Consider the following 20,098-nt stretch of genomic DNA (forward strand, 5'->3'; position numbering starts at 1 on the left):
AAATATAGATATATCATGGCTCATTTAACGATAGATGAAAGATTTAAAATATACGAAATGAATAAGAGTGGTTATAGCTCGCGATATATAGGGACAAAGATTGGCCGTGATAAAAGCACTATATGTTATGAACTCAAGAGAATGAGGCATAATTATAGACCAGATAGGGCTAACACACTTGCTTGCAGTTTAAGGCAAGGTAAGAGAAAAAGAAAATTAGATATTGATAATAATTTACGAGCAGAAATAATAAAGCAGTTAACACAGGGTATTTCACCAGATATAATTTCAGGTAGACGTAAACTATCACGAGATACTGTCAATATTTCTACAGAGAGTATATACCAGTTTATTTATACATCTCCTATAGCACAAAGGCAAAAATTATATTTATCTTTAGCAAGAAAAAGGAAAAATAGGTTGCATCATGGTACAAGAATCAGAAACAAAAGAATTACAATACCAAATCGAGTTTCCATTACTGAAAGACCAGAGATAAATAGAAAGATAGCAGCAATAGGTCATTTAGAAGGTGATTTAACTTTTAACAAAGGTAATCAAAGTCGTAATATAGGCGCTCTTGTGGATATCAGAACACAAAAAGTGTTTCTCACTTTAAACCGTTCAAAAAGAACACAAGATGTGATTGGTAACATGAATAAAAAACTTAAACAATTGTCGCATATAATCAAAAGCATAACGTTAGATAATGGCAAAGAATTTACCAATCATGAACAACTATTGCCAAAATCTGAACGAAAAGTATATTTTTGCAATCCTTATTCTCCATGGCAAAAACCATTGATAGAGAAGATTAACTCAATGGTGCACAGAGTATACTCTAAATCTTTAGATATAAAAAAATTAACAATAAAGCAATTACAAGAAATTGAGGATTTTTTAAATAATTTACCAAGAAAAGTGCTCGGTTATAAAACACCCAATGAGGTATGGGAAGAAAATATAAATCTGGCTTAATTAATACTGGAATTTACCCTTTTATACCATCAATCACCTTGTAAAAACTTTAAATATTTTTATATGTCCTATCTACAATTATATAAATCAGACTTTGTAACTCTTCCATCATATACTCGTTTTATAGCTCTAAAACCAAGAGTTCTGAGTTATTTAGTTTTATTACTTGAATGGTATATGCAGGCAGCTCAATCTACGGGAGTTTCTTATATTGACGCCACATCTTTAGAGGTTTGTCATCGAAAAAGAATCTCTCGTAATAAAGTCTTTGCCGGTATTGCTGCTTTGGGTAAAACAACAAAAAGTTGGTTTTTTGGTCTAAAATTACATTTGGTGAATGATGCTCCTCGCAGCAGAGCTACGAGGTATCTAAAAAAGTTTTAGTGGTTTCTTATGATATCACGAAGCAGAGCTTCGGGGAATTAAACCCTGAGAGATTAATCCACTGCTCGCTAATTTTACAAAAATCATCGACAAAACAAAATAATGCAGTAATATCTTTCTTCATGGGGATACTCTTGTTTTTTTGCTAAAAATTATATAGAGTATCTTCTATCCCTTGTAAATACTTACTTCCAAACCTAGATTAATCCAGAATGCAGGTTATAAATAGAGTAAAATCAGATGAGAATAAGTATAGCAAAGGTAGCAAACAAATAATAAAAATTGTTAAGCAAATACCACAAAAGGCTCTAAATATAACAGTAGGTGATGCAGGTTATAGCGCTCTATCTTTCATTCACCCGCTGCACAATGAAGCAAATACGGTGACAATAACCCGCCAAATAATCGTGGCAAGCCACGGGGAATTTAACCCAACAGGGATTAATCGCAGTATTTACAAAATATATACAGAGAAGCAAAAAACAAGAGGGCGTAAAAGATTTTATGGAGCTAAGATTTCTTGTAGTAGTTCTGATAATTTACTGATTCCAGATACAGAAGAAACTGTAGTAAAAGCTACAAAAAATGGTAACATATCAATTAGTATTTCACTATTTAAGAATTATCTAATCAAGGGTAAGAAACAGCATATCATGTCTGATAAACCGCTAAATTTTATTCAGGTTAAGGTGTTAGATGCATCAGGAAATGGGAAATATAACAGAGATTTATGGTTATGTGTTTCTGGTCAACAAAAAGATAAAATCAGTGGTAAAGAAGTATATGAATACTATAGACAAAGGTTTGATATTGAGCATTTTTTTAAATTTGGGAAGTCAAAATTATTGATGGATAAATTTCAAACAAATGATCCAAATAACTGAAGTTTTGACAAAAATTCTAATTTTGCTGACTAAAGTAAAAATTTATATTTAAAGTTAAATATTTAGTGCTTTTATCAGCTTAAAAGCGATATTTCTACAATTTAAAGTAAATTATTTGATATATAATACAAATTATAGATTGATACACTCGCCACTTTTTTTAATAAAAATTTTTTGTCAAAACTTCAGTAGACAAAATTGCTACAGTTTTTGATACATTATGTACCCAAATAGAATAAATAAATTTTGTTATTACTAAAAAAGTATAAAAAAATTGGAATACATTTCTCCTTATGGAAAGGATTTTGTCAAAACTTCAGTGACTTACTAACATTATCTTTAAAGGAATATTTATGATCTGGGTGTTTACAGATAGTAGAACAGGAAATAACCACCAAGCAATCGCACTTGCTGAAAAATTAGCAGAAGAATATACAGTCATTAGACTTGAATATAATTGCTTAGCTAAGCTGCCAAACTTTTTACTTAAATATTATCCTGTGCATATAAAAAAAGAGATATTACGGGATATTTTAGATAAGCCTCTACCTGATATAATTATTACTGCTGGAAGAAGAACGGCAGCTTTAGCATTTTATTTAAAAAAGAATTTGGAAAAAAAAATTAAACTGATTCAAATAATGCAACCTAATTTATCTTATAAAGCGTTTGAAGCTGTGATCTTGCCTTATCATGATCAACGTCATTGCGAAGCCACGAAGTGGCTGTGGCAATCTCAGGACTTTTTCACTAGATTGCTTCGTCAATGCTATGCATTTCCTCGCAATGACAACATCATCCCAATAAACGGAGCTATCAATAACGTAACTGCTAAATTTGCCACAGCAGAGGCAGAACTACAAAAACACTACCCTAAGCTTAAAGAATTTATTGCCATAATAATTGGCGGGAATAATAAAAAATTTAATTTTACCGAAAAAGAAGCTATTCATTTTTCTTCATTATTAAAAAGAATATATGATAATCACAAAATTCCTTTTTTCATTAGTTTTAGCAGACGAACACCTGACACAGTAAAATCAATTATTAAAAATAACATGCCGGCTTCGACAATTATTTATGACCCCACTACTGATACAGGATTTAACCCATATATCGCTATGCTTGCAAGTGCTAAATATATAATCTCTACAGCCGATTCTATATCAATGTGCAGCGAAGCAGCTTCAAGCGGCAAACCTCTTTACATATTCTGCCCATCAAATTTTAACTCCTCCAAGCACAAAATTTTTGTAAAAAAACTGGTTGAGCTGAAAATAGCAAGAATGTTTGATGAGTCTGTAACGAAATTAGAAGAGTATAGCTATCCACCTTTAGATGAAGCAGGAAGAGTAGCTGAGATTAATGATGCTCCTCGCAGCAGAGCTACGAGGTATCTAAAAAAGTTTTAGTTGTTTCTTATGATATCACGAAGCAGAGCTTCGGGGAATTAAACCCTGAGAGATTAATACTGGAATTTACCCTGTATGAAACCTAACAAACCTGCTATATCTCAAAATTAGCTAATCCAGAATTCAGGTCTTTTGTATTTGAGCGTATTTATATCATAACTTATAAGTTTGGCTATCTTTTTGTCAAAACTTCAGTTTAAATCATTACGTAGCCAAATTGATCTTACTCCTAAGTATACCGCTCTTCTTAAGCTCATTTGATACTCGCATCTGACCATATGCTGGATATTCTATTGCCATATCCATTACTGCCTTCTCTATCGCTGGATCAACTCTATTCGCTATTATTGGCTTCCTGCGACTAATTTCATACAACGCTTCTTCACCTCCTGTTTCATATAGTTCTTTAAATCTGTAATAACTATCTCTACTATATCCCATCGCTTTACATGCTGATGATATACTACCAAGACTCTTAGCTAATTCTAGTAAACCTAATTTTGGCTTTATTATTTTTTGATTTAAGTGCATTGTGACCTTCCATTTTTTTATCTGTATTTTTAATCTCTCAGGGTTTAATTCCCCGAAGCTCTGCTTCGTGATATCATAAGAAACAACTAAAACTTTTTTAGATACCTCGTAGCTCTGCTGCGAGGAGCATCATTTTTATTAAATGTAAGATCAAATGTCAACTAATACAGTTTAGTTTTGCTTTTAGACTTAGTTTTTTTAGGTTGGAGCTTACTTTCTAGAAGTTTTTTTGTTGTAGATTTAGCTGTTAAAGGTTTGGTAGCACCTCGTACTTCTTCTTTAGCTTCTTTGGTATTTTGTTTAGCATTTTTTACTGCTTTCATATAATAACGCATTTTCTCAATTTCGTCAGTATATCCTTTATTACCTATATTTTTGATAGCTTTTAAACTGTGCTTTATAACATTAGCAATATTTTTCCAAATAAGAGTTTTATCTGTTTTTGTAGGTTCTTCACACCATTTATCTAGTTCTTTTAGCTTTGCTTCTACTATAGGCACAACAGTTAATTTTTGAGATTCTTTTATACTAGGATCTATATGATCTAATTTCCTGTTGTAAGTTTCAATAATATCAGTTACTTTTTCTTCAAATTCTTTATAATGTCTAGTTTGCTTTAAATTAGCTTTTATTTCTTCATTCGTTGATAGTTCCTTAAGTGTGGAAATTATGCCATGTAATCTCTGTTGTTGAATATCACTAAAAGCCTTATGTAGAGCATCTTGTTTTTCTCGTCTATCTACAGCTGCTTTATCTTGCTCCTTTTTAGGTTTTGTTTTAAATATGTTTGTTATATCTTGTATTATACCCATAATAAATATCCTAAATAAATTTAACCATATTAAAATATAACTACTAATAGTTTATAGTTTTCAAATCTATTTTATCAAAATATAAAAATTTCTTTTTGTGGTGCGATATTTTTACTATAAACTGAAGTTTTGACAAATCAGATAATGGAAATAGCAAGAGTTTAAATCTATTGCTTTATGCTCAAAGTTTAAAATAATCTAATACAATAATTTTTGACTATTGGTATCGTATATGTGCTTTATTTTTAGGAGTATAATTCGGTGTTAAAGAAGGTGCTAAAGAAGTGGAATTTGTATTATAATATTGAGTTTGTTGTTGAGTTCTATTTCTATACTTTTTTATTGGGAAAATTTCAATGGTGTTGAATTTATCATGGTTATATTTAATCATAAAGCAGAGATTATAGCTGTTAAAATAACAAAAGCAAATAGAGCTGATTTATCTGTTCTTGAATCTATAACTCAGAAGATAACAGGTAAGGTATTTGGTGATAAAGCATATATTTGTAAAGAGTTATGGTTTAAACTCTATTCTAGAAATTTAAGAATGATAACTAATATTCGCAAGGATATGAAGAATTATTTACTAGAATTAGAAGATAAAGCTATGTTACGTAAACGATCATTAATTGAATCAGTATTTAATATACTAAAAAATAGAATGAACCTAGAGCATACAAGGCATAGATCTCCTGTTAATTTCTTGGTGCATATTCTAGCTTGTGTTACTTCTTATGCTATCACTAACCTGAATTCTGGATTAATCTAGGTTTGGAAGTAAGTATTTACAAGGGATAGAAGGTACTCTATATAATTTTTAGCAAAAAAACAAGAGTATCCCCATGAAGAAAGATATTACTGCATTATTTTGTTTTGTCGATGATTTTTGTAAAATTAGCGAGCAGTGGATTAATAAATCATTTCTACCATTAATTAATAAAAACCCTACAAGAAAGCCTGAAATAAGCTATTCTGAGCTGTTAACAATAGTGCTTTTATACCATCAATCACCTTGTAAAAACTTTAAATATTTTTATATGTCCTATCTACAATTATATAAATCAGACTTTGTAACTCTTCCATCATATACTCGTTTTATAGCTCTAAAACCAAGAGTTCTGTGTTATTTAGTTTTATTACTTGAATGGTATATGCAGGCAGCTCAATCTACGGGAGTTTCTTATATTGACGCCACATCTTTAGAGGTTTGTCATCGAAAAAGAATCTCTCGTAATAAAGTCTTTGCCGGTATTGCTGCTTTGGGTAAAACAACAAAAAGTTGGTTTTTTGGTCTAAAATTACATTTGGTGGAAAGTTCTATAATTAATTAAGCCAGATATAATCAATTTTTAATCTCTCAGGGTTTAATTCCCCAAAGCTCTGCTTCGTGATATCATAAGAAACAACTAAAACTTTTTTAGATACCTCGTAGCTCTGCTGCGAGGAGCATCATTTAAATATAGATATATCATGGCTCATTTAACGATAGATGAAAGATTTAAAATATACGAAATGAATAAGAGTGGTTATAGCTCGCGATATATAGGGACAAAGATTGGCCGTGATAAAAGCACTATATGTTATGAACTCAAGAGAATGAGGCATAATTATAGACCAGATAGGGCTAACACACTTGCTTGCAGTTTAAGGCAAGGTAAGAGAAAAAGAAAATTAGATATTGATAATAATTTACGAGCAGAAATAATAAAGCAGTTAACACAGGGTATTTCACCAGATATAATTTCAGGTAGACGTAAACTATCACGAGATACTGTCAATATTTCTACAGAGAGTATATACCAGTTTATTTATACATCTCCTATAGCACAAAGGCAAAAATTATATTTATCTTTAGCAAGAAAAAGGAAAAATAGGTTGCATCATGGTACAAGAATCAGAAACAAAAGAATTACAATACCAAATCGAGTTTCCATTACTGAAAGACCAGAGATAAATAGAAAGATAGCAGCAATAGGTCATTTAGAAGGTGATTTAACTTTTAACAAAGGTAATCAAAGTCGTAATATAGGCGCTCTTGTGGATATCAGAACACAAAAAGTGTTTCTCACTTTAAACCGTTCAAAAAGAACACAAGATGTGATTGGTAACATGAATAAAAAACTTAAACAATTGTCACATATAATCAAAAGCATAACGTTAGATAATGGCAAAGAATTTACCAATCATGAACAACTATTGCCAAAATCTGAACGAAAAGTATATTTTTGCAATCCTTATTCTCCATGGCAAAAACCATTGATAGAGAAGATTAACTCAATGGTGCACAGAGTATACTCTAAATCTTTAGATATAAAAAAATTAACAATAAAGCAATTACAAGAAATTGAGGATTTTTTAAATAATTTACCAAGAAAAGTGCTCGGTTATAAAACACCCAATGAGGTATGGGAAGAAAATATAAATCTGGCTTAATTAATACTGGAATTTACCCATAATTATAGACCAGATAGGGCTAACACACTTGCTTGCAGTTTAAGGCAAGGTAAGAGAAAAAGAAAATTAGATATTGATAATAATTTACGAGCAGAAATAATAAAGCAGTTAACACAGGGTATTTCACCAGATATAATTTCAGGTAGACGTAAACTATCACGAGATACTGTCAATATTTCTACAGAGAGTATATACCAGTTTATTTATACATCTCCTATAGCACAAAGGCAAAAATTATATTTATCTTTAGCAAGAAAAAGGAAAAATAGGTTGCATCATGGTACAAGAATCAGAAACAAAAGAATTACAATACCAAATCGAGTTTCCATTACTGAAAGACCAGAGATAAATAGAAAGATAGCAGCAATAGGTCATTTAGAAGGTGATTTAACTTTTAACAAAGGTAATCAAAGTCGTAATATAGGCGCTCTTGTGGATATCAGAACACAAAAAGTGTTTCTCACTTTAAACCGTTCAAAAAGAACACAAGATGTGATTGGTAACATGAATAAAAAACTTAAACAATTGTCGCATATAATCAAAAGCATAACGTTAGATAATGGCAAAGAATTTACCAATCATGAACAACTATTGCCAAAATCTGAACGAAAAGTATATTTTTGCAATCCTTATTCTCCATGGCAAAAACCATTGATAGAGAAGATTAACTCAATGGTGCACAGAGTATACTCTAAATCTTTAGATATAAAAAAATTAACAATAAAGCAATTACAAGAAATTGAGGATTTTTTAAATAATTTACCAAGAAAAGTGCTCGGTTATAAAACACCCAATGAGGTATGGGAAGAAAATATAAATCTGGCTTAATTAATACTGGAATTTACCATATATAATGGACTGAAAAAATTGGACAAAAAAATGAAGGAGTGTGTTTCCGCAATAAGTTAGAATAAATAGCAATAAACTTAAGAGGAAAGATGAAGAAAAATAAAGTAAAAATTTTCAGTGCTTCAGAAAAAACGGGGATAGTATTAGAATTAATAAAAGAGGAGTCGACACTTGGTCAGTTAGCTTCAAAATATGCAATAAGTGTTAAAACAATTCAAAATTGGAAAAAACAGTTTTTAGGTAATGCGGCATTAGCTTTTGAACCAGCTAAAGTTTTGAGTGAATATCAAGAACAAATAAATCATTTACAAGAGCAAAATGATGAACTTGCTAAAGCTCTTGGTAGAATCACAGTTGAGAGGGACTGGGCCGTGGGAAAGCTCAAAAGCTTGGATTTATCAAATAAAAAGAGTCTTGTACACTCCAAGCTAAATCAACTCTCAAAATCAAGACAGTGTGAACTATTAAAGATTAGTCGATCTACAGCCTACTATAAATCCAAGGAGATGAGTATAAATAAATTAAGTATTTTAAATAGAATAGATGAAATATATACAGATAATCCTGAATTTGGTTATCGCTATATTCATCAACAGTTACTAGAAGATGGTTTTATTGTCGGTAAAGATCGAGTACTGAAATATATGAGGATGATGGGTATAGAAGCTATTTACCCACATAAGAAAAAATCTACTTCTCGAAACGATAGTGAGCATAAGATCTATAGCTACTTACTTGATCAATATTGGACTAAATCTGGCTCAACAAAGCAAGTGTATGTGCCTAATGTGAATGAGGTTTGGAGTGGTGACATTACTTACATTAGAACTAATGGTGGCTTTATGTATATGGCAGCTATTATAGATTGGCATAGCAAGGCCATATTGAGCTATAAACTGTCAAATTCTATGGATGCATCTCTTGTAACTGATGTCTTGAAACAAGCTCTCAGTAAGTATAACGCTCCACAGATATTTAATAGTGATCAAGGTAGCCAATATACCAGTTATGACCACATAAATATTCTCAAGGAGCATGATATCCAAATTTCAATGAATGGCAAAGGTAGAAGTATTGATAATATAGTAATAGAAAGGTTTTTTAGAACTTTAAAATATAATTGTATCTTTATTAATGATTTTAACAATGTTAAAGAGTTAAAAGATGGGATTGATCATTATCTGAATAAATATAATTATCACAGATTTCATTCAAGTATTGGTTATAAAAAGCCTATGAATGTATATCTGAATTATATGCAAAATTATCAGCAAATTGCTGCCTGATAATCGAAAAATTAGGAAAACATACTACTCATTTTTTTGTCTTGATTTTTCATGTATGGACCTCCTGTAGAATGCAAGAAAAAAATAACATCAATAATAAAAACAAACAAATGCAGTCATGTATCCGGCTTATAGCTGATAAATCAACCTAATTTATTCTACAGCCCTGATGGAATTCGCTGGCTTACAAACTATATACTTATCAGTCCATCGGCTTCTAAAAGAGCCACTGAAAAACGCAGTTTTTTTGTAAGCTAAGGTTTGTCTTATTTACCATCAATATTAATTATCTCAAGCATATTTCGGGTTGGAATCTCTTACATATTGTTTTGCTTTTACCTATTCATTATATAAATCACCATTTATTTTACTTATAAGTGCTATGCTACACACTCTTTAGCTACAAACTTTACTCTCTACATAATCATCTCCTGATCTTAGTACAGCAAACACCACTCTTGCCAACTTATTAGCTATGGCAACTGTCGTTTTATTATGGCTACTTCGCTCAGATAAATTAAACATCCATTTCGTAAATTGGCTAAAATCTTTTTTAGATTTCTGTTCTTCCGATGTAAATCTTATCTTGGCATTTAGTACAGCTCTAGCCCCTTGAATTAATAAAGTGCGTAAGTATACATCACCTCGCTTGCTAATTCCCAGCAGCTTATCCTTCCCACCACTTGAATGTTGTCTTGGCACTAATCCTAGCCATGCCGATAATTGCCTGCCATTCTCAAAACTTGTAGCATTACCTATTGATGCTATTAAAGCAGTAGCAGTAATTAAACCAAGACCAGGTATAGCTCTTAATCGTTGATATTGAGTTAGGTTACTTGCTATCATTGTTAATCGTTTTTCTATCTCTTTTATTTTTCTGTTATTATCTAAGAATTCTTCTTTTAGTTCACTAAATGTTTGATAACTTAACTGGCTTAATTTCCCTGCATCTAAAATCTCAATTAATTTTGTGATAACCTTATTAATGCCTTGAGGAACAATAAAACCAAACTCATGTAGTAGCCCCCTAATTTCATTAGCAAGTGCTGTACGATTTTTTACCAATCTCTCTCTTACCCTATGTATTGATAAAATTTCTTGTTGCTCTATAGTTTTAATTGCAACAAATCTCATATTAGGTCTTGTCACGGCTTCACATATCGCTTCAGCATCTGCTTGATCATTTTTATTAGTTTTAACATATGGTTTGACAAATTGCGGTGCCATTAGTTTTACTTCATGCCCTAATTTAGTTATTTCTCTTGCCCAATAACTAGAACCACCACAAGCTTCCATCCCTACTAAACATTGTGGTAAATTAGCCATAAATGTCAAAACCTGATCTCTCATCAATTTTTTCTTTAATACTGTCTTGCCATTTTTATCTACACCATGAATTTGAAAAATTCTTTTTGCAATATCTATACCAATTGTAGTAACCTCCATATGGACCTCCTTAATTGTTGTTTTAATATGTTAAATATTAACCCTAGAAGATTAGCAACTGCTTTTCATTCTCTATATCAGGAGGTCCATACCATTAGTCCACTATCTAATACGTAAATACTTACGTGCCGTTTTTACACTCATACCTGCTTTTGCAGCAGAAATTATCTGATTATATTTTTTGATCTTTTGCATTAAAATACCTACTTGGTTATTTGTACATGTCATCAGTAATTCTCGAATAATATTTAAATATTTAAAAATAAATTTTTATTCGATTTTACTGTCCATAGTTACTTCTTTTTTATAGGTAATTTTAATGCCCCCCTACGGGGATAAAAAATCCCTCGCCTTCAGGCGAAGGGAAGATATAATGAAGTTGCTTTAGCAACGAATTTATAAAAAGATATGAGAAGTTATAGAAAAAATAGTCATAGCCAGTATGATTTAAAAGTACGTATTATATGGATACCAAAGTATAGAAAAAGAGCATTGGTAGGAAAAGTAGCTGAGAGAGTCAGGGATTTATTAAGACAAATTTGCATGGAACATGAAGCATATATAATTTCAGGTAAAGTATCTTGTGATCATGTTCATATATTTATTTCATACCGTCCTCAAGTGGCTTTAAGTAAGCTTGTACAATATCTAAAAGGGAGTAGCTCAAGAATATTATTGCAAGAATTTGCTCATTTAAGGAAACAATTTTGGGGTAATCATTTTTGGGCTAGAGGATATATGGCAGTGAGTTCAGGTAATATTACTTGTAATAGTTGAGATACCGTCTTGAGTGTCAACAACTTTTTCATTATTTTACCTCAATTTTATTTTACAGGGTTTTTATATTTGCACTAAAAGATGTTTTGTTATTAAGAACACCATAAATTATGTGAAGCAACTTACGCATAGCAGCAATCACTATAACCATTTTAGATTTTCCAACATTGCTCAAACGTTGACTAAAATCCTTAATAATCGGATTATGTTTTATAGCAACTATGGCAGGCATATAAAAAGCTTTACGTAAATTAGCATCTCCTGTTTTTGATATTTTTCCTATTCCATGGACAGAAGTGCCTGATTGTTTTGGCTTTGGGTTAAGACCAACAAACGCAGCTAGTTGTTTTGCAGAATTAAAATTTTCTACAACAAGAAAAGCAAGTATCACTCCTATTGTTTTTTCTCCTATACCAGGGATTGAATCAAGAAGTTTACTTTTATCATGTAAGTCTTTGTGTCCTTTAATATGATTAGAGATAAGTTCTTCTACTTCCTTAATTTGCTTATCCAGAAATTCAATATGAATCATAATGTTAATGGCAACTGCTTTACTTGCTCCGCTCAATCTATTATTTTCTTGATTTTTATTAGCAATCAAACTATCCAAGCGTCTTACCCATTGTTGTAATTCTTTAATATGTATAGGGGTTGGTTGCCAAAGATCAGGTTGCATAGCCTTGCAAAAAGAAGCTATCAATTCACAATCAGATTTGTCAGTTTTAACTCTTGAAAGCTTGCTCATTGCAAAGCCCTTGATGCGAGCTGGATTTACGACACTAACTTTAAATGTATTATCATAAAGATATTGAGCTAACCTAACTTCGTAACCACCTGTTGATTCCATACAAGCGTGAGCAGTATCTATTCCCTTTTTTTCTAACCATTGTTTTAGTGCAGCAAAGCCTTTTGCAGTATTATTAAACTTTTTGGTTTTGATTTTATTATCATTTAATAAAGCTACGTCAAATGTTGCTTTAGAAATATCTATACCCAAAATAATGCTACTCATATTTGACCTTCTATGTTAATAATAAGTAGAATACCCAAAGATCAACCTTGTAAATACAGGTTCATTGATTAATTTCAAGACCTAAGAATACCGTCCGATCTTTAATGAGTATGTGAAGACTAATTGTTTGATCTCAACTACAGGGTTACATAGCCCTAAGATTTAATACGGCATATTAGTCTTCTTACTTAAGTGCCCTTAAGTATCTTATAGTTGTTTACTAAAGACAATACTAAGATACAAGATTTAATATTGCAAGTAATTTTTAAATGATGCTCCTCGCAGTAGAGCTACGAGGTATCTATCCAAAAAGCTTTAACTGCAAAACTTACGCTATGAGTAAAAAAGTGATAAATTATTGTAAACATAATCAAACACGTCAAAGAGGATAAGATTGCAAGCAATACCAATTCATAGGACAGATTATTGTCAATTTTTAACAGTTAGCCAAAAGAATTATAGTTTAACCTACTACGCTGAACATGCGAAGAAATGTAGCCATGATGTTATTAATAGATTTTTAGGAGATGAAAAATATACCCCTTCTTTATTATGGGAACACATTAAGAATGATGTTGTTTTTGCATCTAATGGATATACAATATTTGATGATACGGTGTTAAATAAAAGGAATACGAAGAAAATAGAGGTGGCAAGAACTCAGTACAGTGGAGCTACAGGTGGAGTTACTACCGGTATAGGAGTAGTGAGTCTAGTATATTATAACCCTGATATTGATAAGTTTTGGGTAATAACGCCAATTTAGGATAAGAGAAGTTGTTCTGGAGCTAAAGCATCAAGTTTTATACGAGATTTAGTGATAGCATAAGAAGTAACACAAGCTAGAATATGCACCAAGAAATTAACAGGAGATCTATGGCTTGTATGCTCTAGGTTCATTCTATTTTTTAGTATATTAAATACTGATTCAAATGATGCTCCTCGCAGCAGAGCTACGAGGTATCTAAAAAAGTTTTAGTTGTTTCTTATGATATCACGAAGCAGAGCTTCGGGGAATTAAACCCTGAGAGATTAAAAATTGATTATATCTGGCTTAATTAATTATAGAACTTTCCCTTTTACCATGTTTATCCAATATTTTTATTTCCATTATTTGCTCCAGTATTATCATTATTCATTACCTCCTTATCCAGAAGATACTATTTTAATACTGTATCAATTTTTATCCGTTGCTCTGTATCATTTTACTTCCGTTGCTAACATAGATGCGATAGAACTAAATAATTTAAGTAAGTATTTTATGGAAGAGTTTAAAAATTGGGAAAAAGATTTTGGAGATTGTATTTATGCTAAGAGATTACTAGATAAAGTAATATATTTAAATAGCATAGTAAAAGTACCTCCGGTAGATGTTTTAGAAGTAAAGAAAGCAATCTATTACGCCCGGAAATATCATGGAAGTCAAATGCGTCAATCAGGAGAACCATTTTACTCACATCCGATAGAGGTAGCGTATATTATATCAGATTACTTATTTAGAACAGATGTGATAGTAACGTCTATATTGCATGATACTATAGAAGATACAGAACTTACAAAGGAGAAAGTAGCTGAAGAATTTGGCTGGAAAGTAGCAAATCAGGTTATGGATCTAACAAGAATTAAGGAGGATGGAGTAAAGATTAGTGCTGCTGAAATGGTAGAGCTGTTATACAAAGAAAAGAAACATGATGTACTGTTAATAAAACTCTTTGATAGATTACATAATATACAAACAATAGGTGCTAAATCTCCTGAAAAAGCTAAGAAAATTGTAGAAGAAACTATAGAACATTTCCTAATATTATCTAGTTATTTAGAACTAGCAGACATAAAATTCAGTCTTTTAACAAAATGTGCTAATATAGCTAACACGGAAATGTTTCTACCACAGATTAGGAAAAACTTAGGCATTGATCAATAATTTTACGTAAACAGTTTTTAAAGTTAGTCCAGCAATGTTTAATAGGATTTAGATCTGGTGAATATGTGAGTAAATACAAAAACTATGGTAAAAACCTTTCCGCGTTAGCTATAACATCAAGATTGACAATTATTTATTAGATCGTTATGTATTATTTAATTTGGATAGTTTCCAGCTTCCTTTTCTAACTTTTCAAAATGATTTAGGCTGAAGGTATATCCTATAATAAGAGGAATCATTATAAATAATAAACCATAATGACTAAAAGATCTTATGAAATACGCCATACCAAAAGAGGTTATTAAGTACATAGTCTATCCGCCAAAAACACTTCAAATCCTGATCATTTGTAATGGGATAGAGTTTTGACAACAAATTGCTAAGATTTTCAATAAAAATTAATAAGTTATGTTAATTTTTACTGATACATTTCTGTGTTGGTCTAATTTTGATATGGAGCTATTGTTAACGATTTTTTATCGTTCATCTAGTTTTTGCATGATGATATTTTTGATTTATGTGGAGTTAGACACGATTTGTAAATGATTTGCAATGCATCGTAAATTCAAACCAATAGCAGAGATTATTGGATTGATAATATCTCCTATCATACCTTTCAAGAAGTTTCTACCCATCCGACCATATTGCTTTAAGTGACCTATTATTGGTTCTATGGCACTGCGTCTCTTGATCATAGACTTGTCCTCTTGTAACAACTTCTTCCGCGTTTTTGGGGTATATACCTTACTCTTCTCCTTTACATTGCTACCACTATACCCAAGATCAACAAATGATTTCTTTATCTTGATTCCAGTGACACTCTCTACTGCTTCAAAGCTCTGATGCAATGTATGACCATCATAAGGATTATTATGAAACGATTTTGCGGATAAAACAAAATTTCTACGACCACTTACTACTACCGCTACTTTATTGCCAAACTCATATGGCTTGTTGCGTTTTCCCTTTCCTATACACTCTACTTCAGGGGCATGAAAACTATATAATACTTTGTTATCTTCTTTATATTGCTTTTTAGCTTCTCTTTTTAAAACAGATTGGTTATGTATTTGTTTTATTTTTTGCAATACTTCTTGATTTTTGAGAGACAAGTTTAATTGCTTATTTTTGATCTCACGCTCACATACTCTAATCAAACGACCCAGTAATATTTTTAAATGCTTCATTATTTTCCAACGCTTCTTGGCTTTACTATGTTCTTTATATTTCCATAGCTTTACTATATCGCGTTTATAGGTTCTAGCGTATGTTTCATTCAAATGTATACCCAAACTGTTGCAAAGCTTTACTATGCTAAGCCTAGCTTTATCCATTAAATAAACATCGTGTGGGTGTTTGATATTCTTAATTTGTACAGTCGTATCAGCGATGATTAATTCCAAATCTTTTTTTTTAATTGTGTTAGTTTTTATCCCAACCCTGATCAACTCCGATAATATCTCATTATATCCAGCTTCACCTAATACACTACGAAACCGTCGTATACTAGTTTCCGAGATAGCTATGTCTTTTTCTATATATTCCCACCCGCAGAAATACTGCCAATACATATTCTCTTTTAGCTCTTCCTCTGATAATGAATCTGAAAAATTATACATTGCTTGTAGCATCGTTATGCCAAGCATCACTCTATGACATTTTCTATTTCTACCAAATTTCTTAATACAAACATTTTTTGATAACCACTCTTCGAGCCTAGACCAATTTATTAATTCTCTTAATTTATATAGCTTATTATTTGGGTTTAATTCTTCTTTTAATTTATAACCAAACAGTTTCCCTTGTTCTTGCGATTTGATAATGTTGTCTATTGGCATTGACTGAAATCCATAAGGTTTATGACCATATTTTATCATTTTCTTACGGATTGTTGTATTACTTCTTGTCTTAAAACCATATTATCTATAAGGCTTGTAGAGTTTTGGCGGACGGACTACATAGTCTATCCGCCAAAAACACTTCAAATCCTGATCATTTGTAATGGGATAGAGTTTTGACAACAAATTGCTAAGATTTTCAATAAAAATTAATAAGTTATGTTAATTTTTACTGATACATTTCTGTGTTGGTCTAATTTTGATATGGAGCTATTGTTAACGATTTTTTATCGTTCATCTAGTTTTTGCATGATGATATTTTTGATTTATGTGGAGTTAGACACGATTTGTAAATGATTTGCAATGCATCGTAAATTCAAACCAATAGCAGAGATTATTGGATTGATAATATCTCCTATCATACCTTTCAAGAAGTTTCTACCCATCCGACCATATTGCTTTAAGTGACCTATTATTGGTTCTATGGCACTGCGTCTCTTGATCATAGACTTGTCCTCTTGTAACAACTTCTTCCGCGTTTTTGGGGTATATACCTTACTCTTCTCCTTTACATTGCTACCACTATACCCAAGATCAACAAATGATTTCTTTATCTTGATTCCAGTGACACTCTCTACTGCTTCAAAGCTCTGATGCAATGTATGACCATCATAAGGATTATTATGAAACGATTTTGCGGATAAAACAAAATTTCTACGACCACTTACTACTACCGCTACTTTATTGCCAAACTCATATGGCTTGTTGCGTTTTCCCTTTCCTATACACTCTACTTCAGGGGCATGAAAACTATATAATACTTTGTTATCTTCTTTATATTGCTTTTTAGCTTCTCTTTTTAAAACAGATTGGTTATGTATTTGTTTTATTTTTTGCAATACTTCTTGATTTTTGAGAGACAAGTTTAATTGCTTATTTTTGATCTCACGCTCACATACTCTAATCAAACGACCCAGTAATATTTTTAAATGCTTCATTATTTTCCAACGCTTCTTGGCTTTACTATGTTCTTTATATTTCCATAGCTTTACTATATCGCGTTTATAGGTTCTAGCGTATGTTTCATTCAAATGTATACCCAAACTGTTGCAAAGCTTTACTATGCTAAGCCTAGCTTTATCCATTAAATAAACATCGTGTGGGTGTTTGATATTCTTAATTTGTACAGTCGTATCAGCGATGATTAATTCCAAATCTTTTTTTTTAATTGTGTTAGTTTTTATCCCAACCCTGATCAACTCCGATAATATCTCATTATATCCAGCTTCACCTAATACACTACGAAACCGTCGTATACTAGTTTCCGAGATAGCTATGTCTTTTTCTATATATTCCCACCCGCAGAAATACTGCCAATACATATTCTCTTTTAGCTCTTCCTCTGATAATGAATCTGAAAAATTATACATTGCTTGTAGCATCGTTATGCCAAGCATCACTCTATGACATTTTCTATTTCTACCAAATTTCTTAATACAAACATTTTTTGATAACCACTCTTCGAGCCTAGACCAATTTATTAATTCTCTTAATTTATATAGCTTATTATTTGGGTTTAATTCTTCTTTTAATTTATAACCAAACAGTTTCCCTTGTTCTTGCGATTTGATAATGTTGTCTATTGGCATTGACTGAAATCCATAAGGTTTATGACCATATTTTATCATTTTCTTACGGATTGTTGTATTACTTCTTGTCTTAAAACCATATTATCTATAAGGCTTGTAGAGTTTTGGCGGACGGACTACATACAGGTATGTGATATGGCATAAGTCATGCTAACATAAGTAAAACGTTTAAAAATAGGAAAATGTTTAAAAAATATTGGCATAGCTGGAGTTTGTGAAGGACTAAATACTAGAGATATTAACTGTACAAAGAATAATGATGTGGAAGAAGTGATATGATTTAGTAAATACGGAAAAGCAAATACTGATATCGAGAATATTGTTAATTTTACTTTAAGAATTTTTAATGGATATATTATATAACTTAAATATACTTGTATAAAGTAACAAGCTAGGCCAATCATGGAAACAATAAAATTATGATGAATAACTTGTGATGAGTTATAATTAAGAGAATACTTGAGAATGTTAGCACAGTATATATAAGAAAAATATAAGCTTATAGATCCACCACATGAACTAAAGAAATTAGCAATAATAGTTGATTTTTGAATTTTTGTTTGGATTAAAGGATTAGTACTAAGAATAGGATTATGATGGTTAGTACTAGAATAAACATTTTGGAGGTAGTATCTTGCGTTGGCAAATTCTGGTGTTTCACGTAATGCTGTTCTTGCAAAAAAACCTATTATTGCTACACCTGCACCAATCCAAAAAGCAAGACGCCAATTAAAACCATAAGAAGTTACTAAAGAAGCAATAAATAAGGCAAAAGTGCCACCTAATGCAGACAAAAATCCTATCATTGTTACAGCTGCATATTGTATAGGAGGTTTTGTCATTTCGCTAATATAGATTCCAGCTCCCACTCTTTCACCCATAGACGAAATACCTTGTATCATTCTACATATAGTAACTATAATAATAGCTTTTATACCAATTTGATCATAAGTTGGTAAATTGGCCACAACCATACAAGAGATGGACATTAAAAAAGTTGTAATAATGACAGTTGTTTTGCGTCCTATATTATCTCCTAACCAACCAAAAATTAATGCTCCAAAAGGTCTTAAAACATAAGCAGAACAAAATGCAGCAGCAGATAAGAATGAGGCAGTGGTTATATCATTAGTTTTTGGAAAAAACAATTCATTAAGAAGTACTGCCATATGCACATAGAGCATAAGATCAAAATACTCTAAGAAAGTACCAATAGAAAGTAACCCTATAGCTTCCTTTTGTTGTTTTGTCAGAGATACAAATGTACCCTCATCGTGTCTAATATATTCCGGCATATTATGGCTTCTGTTGAATTGGGTCGTGTATTCAATTTATTGATGCACCATTAAATATAGTATTGTCTCTCAATAAATGTTCCGATAACTTTGTCATGCATTTCAGGATATTTTGAGTAACCTAGTGTTTTACGATTTAATCTTTTAGCCTATTACGCAGAGTTAAATTCTCTCTTTCAATACGCTGAGTGTATATTTTGCCAACAATGTGCTTTTGATTGGGTAAGATATTATACGCACTAAAATTGTCTGTACACCAGAAGGTAACATTAATGTAGAAGTCAAGATTTGATCTTACAGACACTATAAATTTCGCACCTGATTGTCAGTTAAATTTTGACTGTCAGATACATATTCAAGATACAAGATTTCATTATTCTTTTCAACAGCTAATTTCTTATACCAATTGTAATAATTAACATGGTGTATATGAAGATATCGTCACTATGGCTTGTTACGCTTGGAATCAACTTGTTTAGAATGTAGATTTAGTCAAATTAATGATGTATAGCGACTGGATAAATACACCATGTTTATAATGGACTAATGGTATGGACCTCCTGATAT

General features: G+C 31.4%; 13 protein-coding genes and 8 pseudogenes. 12 read left to right on the plus strand and 9 right to left on the minus strand.

Annotated features, from left to right (window positions below):
• The first annotated feature begins 15 nt into the window (after nucleotides 1-15).
• The 4 genes and pseudogenes from AAHI98_RS13170 (at nucleotide 16) to AAHI98_RS13185 (ending at nucleotide 3,658) form a co-directional block, all read left to right on the plus strand.
• The gene (locus AAHI98_RS13170) at nucleotides 16-978 is read left to right on the plus strand and encodes an IS30 family transposase (RefSeq protein WP_342224646.1); all 963 of its coding nucleotides are present in this window, start codon (nucleotides 16-18) and stop codon (nucleotides 976-978) included.
• A 3-nt stretch (nucleotides 979-981) separates the two neighbouring features.
• A pseudogene (locus AAHI98_RS13175) lies at nucleotides 982-1,314 on the plus strand (transposase); the annotation flags it as partial.
• 260 nt (nucleotides 1,315-1,574) lie between these two features.
• Nucleotides 1,575-2,246 carry a transposase gene (locus AAHI98_RS13180; protein ID WP_342226059.1) on the plus strand — a complete coding sequence of 224 codons (672 nt, stop codon included), beginning with the start codon at nucleotides 1,575-1,577 and terminating at the stop codon, nucleotides 2,244-2,246.
• A gap of 353 nt (nucleotides 2,247-2,599) precedes the next feature.
• The gene (locus AAHI98_RS13185; protein WP_342226060.1) at nucleotides 2,600-3,658 is read left to right on the plus strand and encodes a mitochondrial fission ELM1 family protein; all 1,059 of its coding nucleotides are present in this window, start codon (nucleotides 2,600-2,602) and stop codon (nucleotides 3,656-3,658) included.
• A 194-nt stretch (nucleotides 3,659-3,852) separates the two neighbouring features.
• Here AAHI98_RS13185 and AAHI98_RS13190 read toward each other — a convergent pair.
• Nucleotides 3,853-4,189: pseudogene (locus AAHI98_RS13190) on the minus strand (helix-turn-helix domain-containing protein); the annotation flags it as partial.
• Between the two features lie 161 nt (nucleotides 4,190-4,350).
• Nucleotides 4,351-5,001 (minus strand): hypothetical protein, encoded by a 651-nt coding sequence (locus AAHI98_RS13195; protein WP_342226061.1) that lies wholly within the window; start codon nucleotides 4,999-5,001, stop codon nucleotides 4,351-4,353.
• A gap of 376 nt (nucleotides 5,002-5,377) precedes the next feature.
• Here AAHI98_RS13195 and AAHI98_RS13200 point away from each other — a divergent pair.
• From AAHI98_RS13200 to AAHI98_RS13220, 5 genes and pseudogenes are all read left to right on the plus strand, one after another.
• Nucleotides 5,378-5,770 (plus strand): annotated as a pseudogene (locus AAHI98_RS13200) (transposase); the annotation flags it as partial.
• Nucleotides 5,771-5,843: 73 nt separating this feature from the next.
• Nucleotides 5,844-6,311 (plus strand): annotated as a pseudogene (locus AAHI98_RS13205) (transposase); the annotation flags it as partial.
• Between the two features lie 160 nt (nucleotides 6,312-6,471).
• Entirely contained in the window at nucleotides 6,472-7,434 is a 963-nt protein-coding gene (locus AAHI98_RS13210) for an IS30 family transposase (protein WP_342224646.1), read from the plus strand.
• A gap of 18 nt (nucleotides 7,435-7,452) precedes the next feature.
• Nucleotides 7,453-8,283 (plus strand): annotated as a pseudogene (locus tag AAHI98_RS13215) (IS30 family transposase); the annotation flags it as partial.
• Between the two features lie 110 nt (nucleotides 8,284-8,393).
• Nucleotides 8,394-9,590, plus strand: a complete 1,197-nt coding sequence (locus AAHI98_RS13220; RefSeq protein WP_342224643.1) for an IS3 family transposase — start codon at nucleotides 8,394-8,396, stop codon at nucleotides 9,588-9,590.
• Between the two features lie 396 nt (nucleotides 9,591-9,986).
• On the opposite strand, the gene AAHI98_RS13225 is transcribed toward AAHI98_RS13220, so the two are convergent.
• Nucleotides 9,987-11,036: an IS110 family RNA-guided transposase gene (locus tag AAHI98_RS13225; protein ID WP_342224642.1), complete on the minus strand. Its 1,050-nt coding sequence runs from the start codon at nucleotides 11,034-11,036 to the stop codon at nucleotides 9,987-9,989.
• Nucleotides 11,037-11,138: 102 nt separating this feature from the next.
• Nucleotides 11,139-11,264 carry a hypothetical protein gene (locus tag AAHI98_RS13230; RefSeq protein WP_342224641.1) on the minus strand — a complete coding sequence of 42 codons (126 nt, stop codon included), beginning with the start codon at nucleotides 11,262-11,264 and terminating at the stop codon, nucleotides 11,139-11,141.
• A gap of 180 nt (nucleotides 11,265-11,444) precedes the next feature.
• Between AAHI98_RS13230 and tnpA the strand changes: the two are divergent.
• Nucleotides 11,445-11,801 (plus strand): annotated as a pseudogene (tnpA, locus tag AAHI98_RS13235) (IS200/IS605 family transposase); the annotation flags it as partial.
• A 64-nt stretch (nucleotides 11,802-11,865) separates the two neighbouring features.
• Here tnpA and AAHI98_RS13240 read toward each other — a convergent pair.
• Nucleotides 11,866-12,825, minus strand: a complete 960-nt coding sequence (locus AAHI98_RS13240) for a transposase (RefSeq protein WP_342224639.1) — start codon at nucleotides 12,823-12,825, stop codon at nucleotides 11,866-11,868.
• Between the two features lie 394 nt (nucleotides 12,826-13,219).
• Here AAHI98_RS13240 and AAHI98_RS13245 point away from each other — a divergent pair.
• Nucleotides 13,220-13,579 (plus strand): annotated as a pseudogene (locus tag AAHI98_RS13245) (IS701 family transposase); the annotation flags it as partial.
• A 507-nt stretch (nucleotides 13,580-14,086) separates the two neighbouring features.
• Entirely contained in the window at nucleotides 14,087-14,749 is a 663-nt protein-coding gene (locus AAHI98_RS13250) for an HD domain-containing protein (RefSeq protein ID WP_342226222.1), read from the plus strand.
• Between the two features lie 515 nt (nucleotides 14,750-15,264).
• On the opposite strand, the gene AAHI98_RS13255 is transcribed toward AAHI98_RS13250, so the two are convergent.
• From AAHI98_RS13255 to AAHI98_RS13270, 4 genes and pseudogenes are all read right to left on the minus strand, one after another.
• Nucleotides 15,265-16,626 carry an IS5 family transposase gene (locus AAHI98_RS13255; RefSeq protein WP_342224717.1) on the minus strand — a complete coding sequence of 454 codons (1,362 nt, stop codon included), beginning with the start codon at nucleotides 16,624-16,626 and terminating at the stop codon, nucleotides 15,265-15,267.
• Nucleotides 16,627-16,913: 287 nt separating this feature from the next.
• Entirely contained in the window at nucleotides 16,914-18,275 is a 1,362-nt protein-coding gene (locus tag AAHI98_RS13260; RefSeq protein WP_342224717.1) for an IS5 family transposase, read from the minus strand.
• A 77-nt stretch (nucleotides 18,276-18,352) separates the two neighbouring features.
• Nucleotides 18,353-19,531: an MFS transporter gene (locus AAHI98_RS13265; protein WP_342226063.1), complete on the minus strand. Its 1,179-nt coding sequence runs from the start codon at nucleotides 19,529-19,531 to the stop codon at nucleotides 18,353-18,355.
• A 50-nt stretch (nucleotides 19,532-19,581) separates the two neighbouring features.
• Nucleotides 19,582-19,802, minus strand: a pseudogene (locus AAHI98_RS13270) (IS1 family transposase); the annotation flags it as partial.
• Nucleotides 19,803-20,098 lie beyond the last annotated feature (296 nt).

This window comes from Rickettsia endosymbiont of Urophora cardui, from assembly GCF_964030725.1.
Lineage (GTDB): Bacteria > Pseudomonadota > Alphaproteobacteria > Rickettsiales > Rickettsiaceae > Rickettsia.

Excerpts from the sequence above, each read along its gene's own strand:
- AAHI98_RS13170 (WP_342224646.1), top strand. The coding sequence starts at position 16 with ATGGCTCATTTAACGATAGATGAAAGATTTAAAATATACGAAATGAAT.
- AAHI98_RS13180 (WP_342226059.1), top strand. The coding sequence starts at position 1,575 with ATGCAGGTTATAAATAGAGTAAAATCAGATGAGAATAAGTATAGCAAA.
- AAHI98_RS13185 (WP_342226060.1), top strand. The coding sequence starts at position 2,600 with ATGATCTGGGTGTTTACAGATAGTAGAACAGGAAATAACCACCAAGCA.
- AAHI98_RS13195 (WP_342226061.1), bottom strand. The coding sequence starts at position 5,001 with ATGGGTATAATACAAGATATAACAAACATATTTAAAACAAAACCTAAA.
- AAHI98_RS13210 (WP_342224646.1), top strand. The coding sequence starts at position 6,472 with ATGGCTCATTTAACGATAGATGAAAGATTTAAAATATACGAAATGAAT.
- AAHI98_RS13220 (WP_342224643.1), top strand. The coding sequence starts at position 8,394 with ATGAAGAAAAATAAAGTAAAAATTTTCAGTGCTTCAGAAAAAACGGGG.
- AAHI98_RS13225 (WP_342224642.1), bottom strand. The coding sequence starts at position 11,036 with ATGGAGGTTACTACAATTGGTATAGATATTGCAAAAAGAATTTTTCAA.
- AAHI98_RS13230 (WP_342224641.1), bottom strand. The coding sequence starts at position 11,264 with ATGACATGTACAAATAACCAAGTAGGTATTTTAATGCAAAAGATCAAA.
- AAHI98_RS13240 (WP_342224639.1), bottom strand. The coding sequence starts at position 12,825 with ATGAGTAGCATTATTTTGGGTATAGATATTTCTAAAGCAACATTTGAC.
- AAHI98_RS13250 (WP_342226222.1), top strand. The coding sequence starts at position 14,087 with ATGGAAGAGTTTAAAAATTGGGAAAAAGATTTTGGAGATTGTATTTAT.
- AAHI98_RS13255 (WP_342224717.1), bottom strand. The coding sequence starts at position 16,626 with ATGATAAAATATGGTCATAAACCTTATGGATTTCAGTCAATGCCAATA.
- AAHI98_RS13260 (WP_342224717.1), bottom strand. The coding sequence starts at position 18,275 with ATGATAAAATATGGTCATAAACCTTATGGATTTCAGTCAATGCCAATA.
- AAHI98_RS13265 (WP_342226063.1), bottom strand. The coding sequence starts at position 19,531 with ATGCCGGAATATATTAGACACGATGAGGGTACATTTGTATCTCTGACA.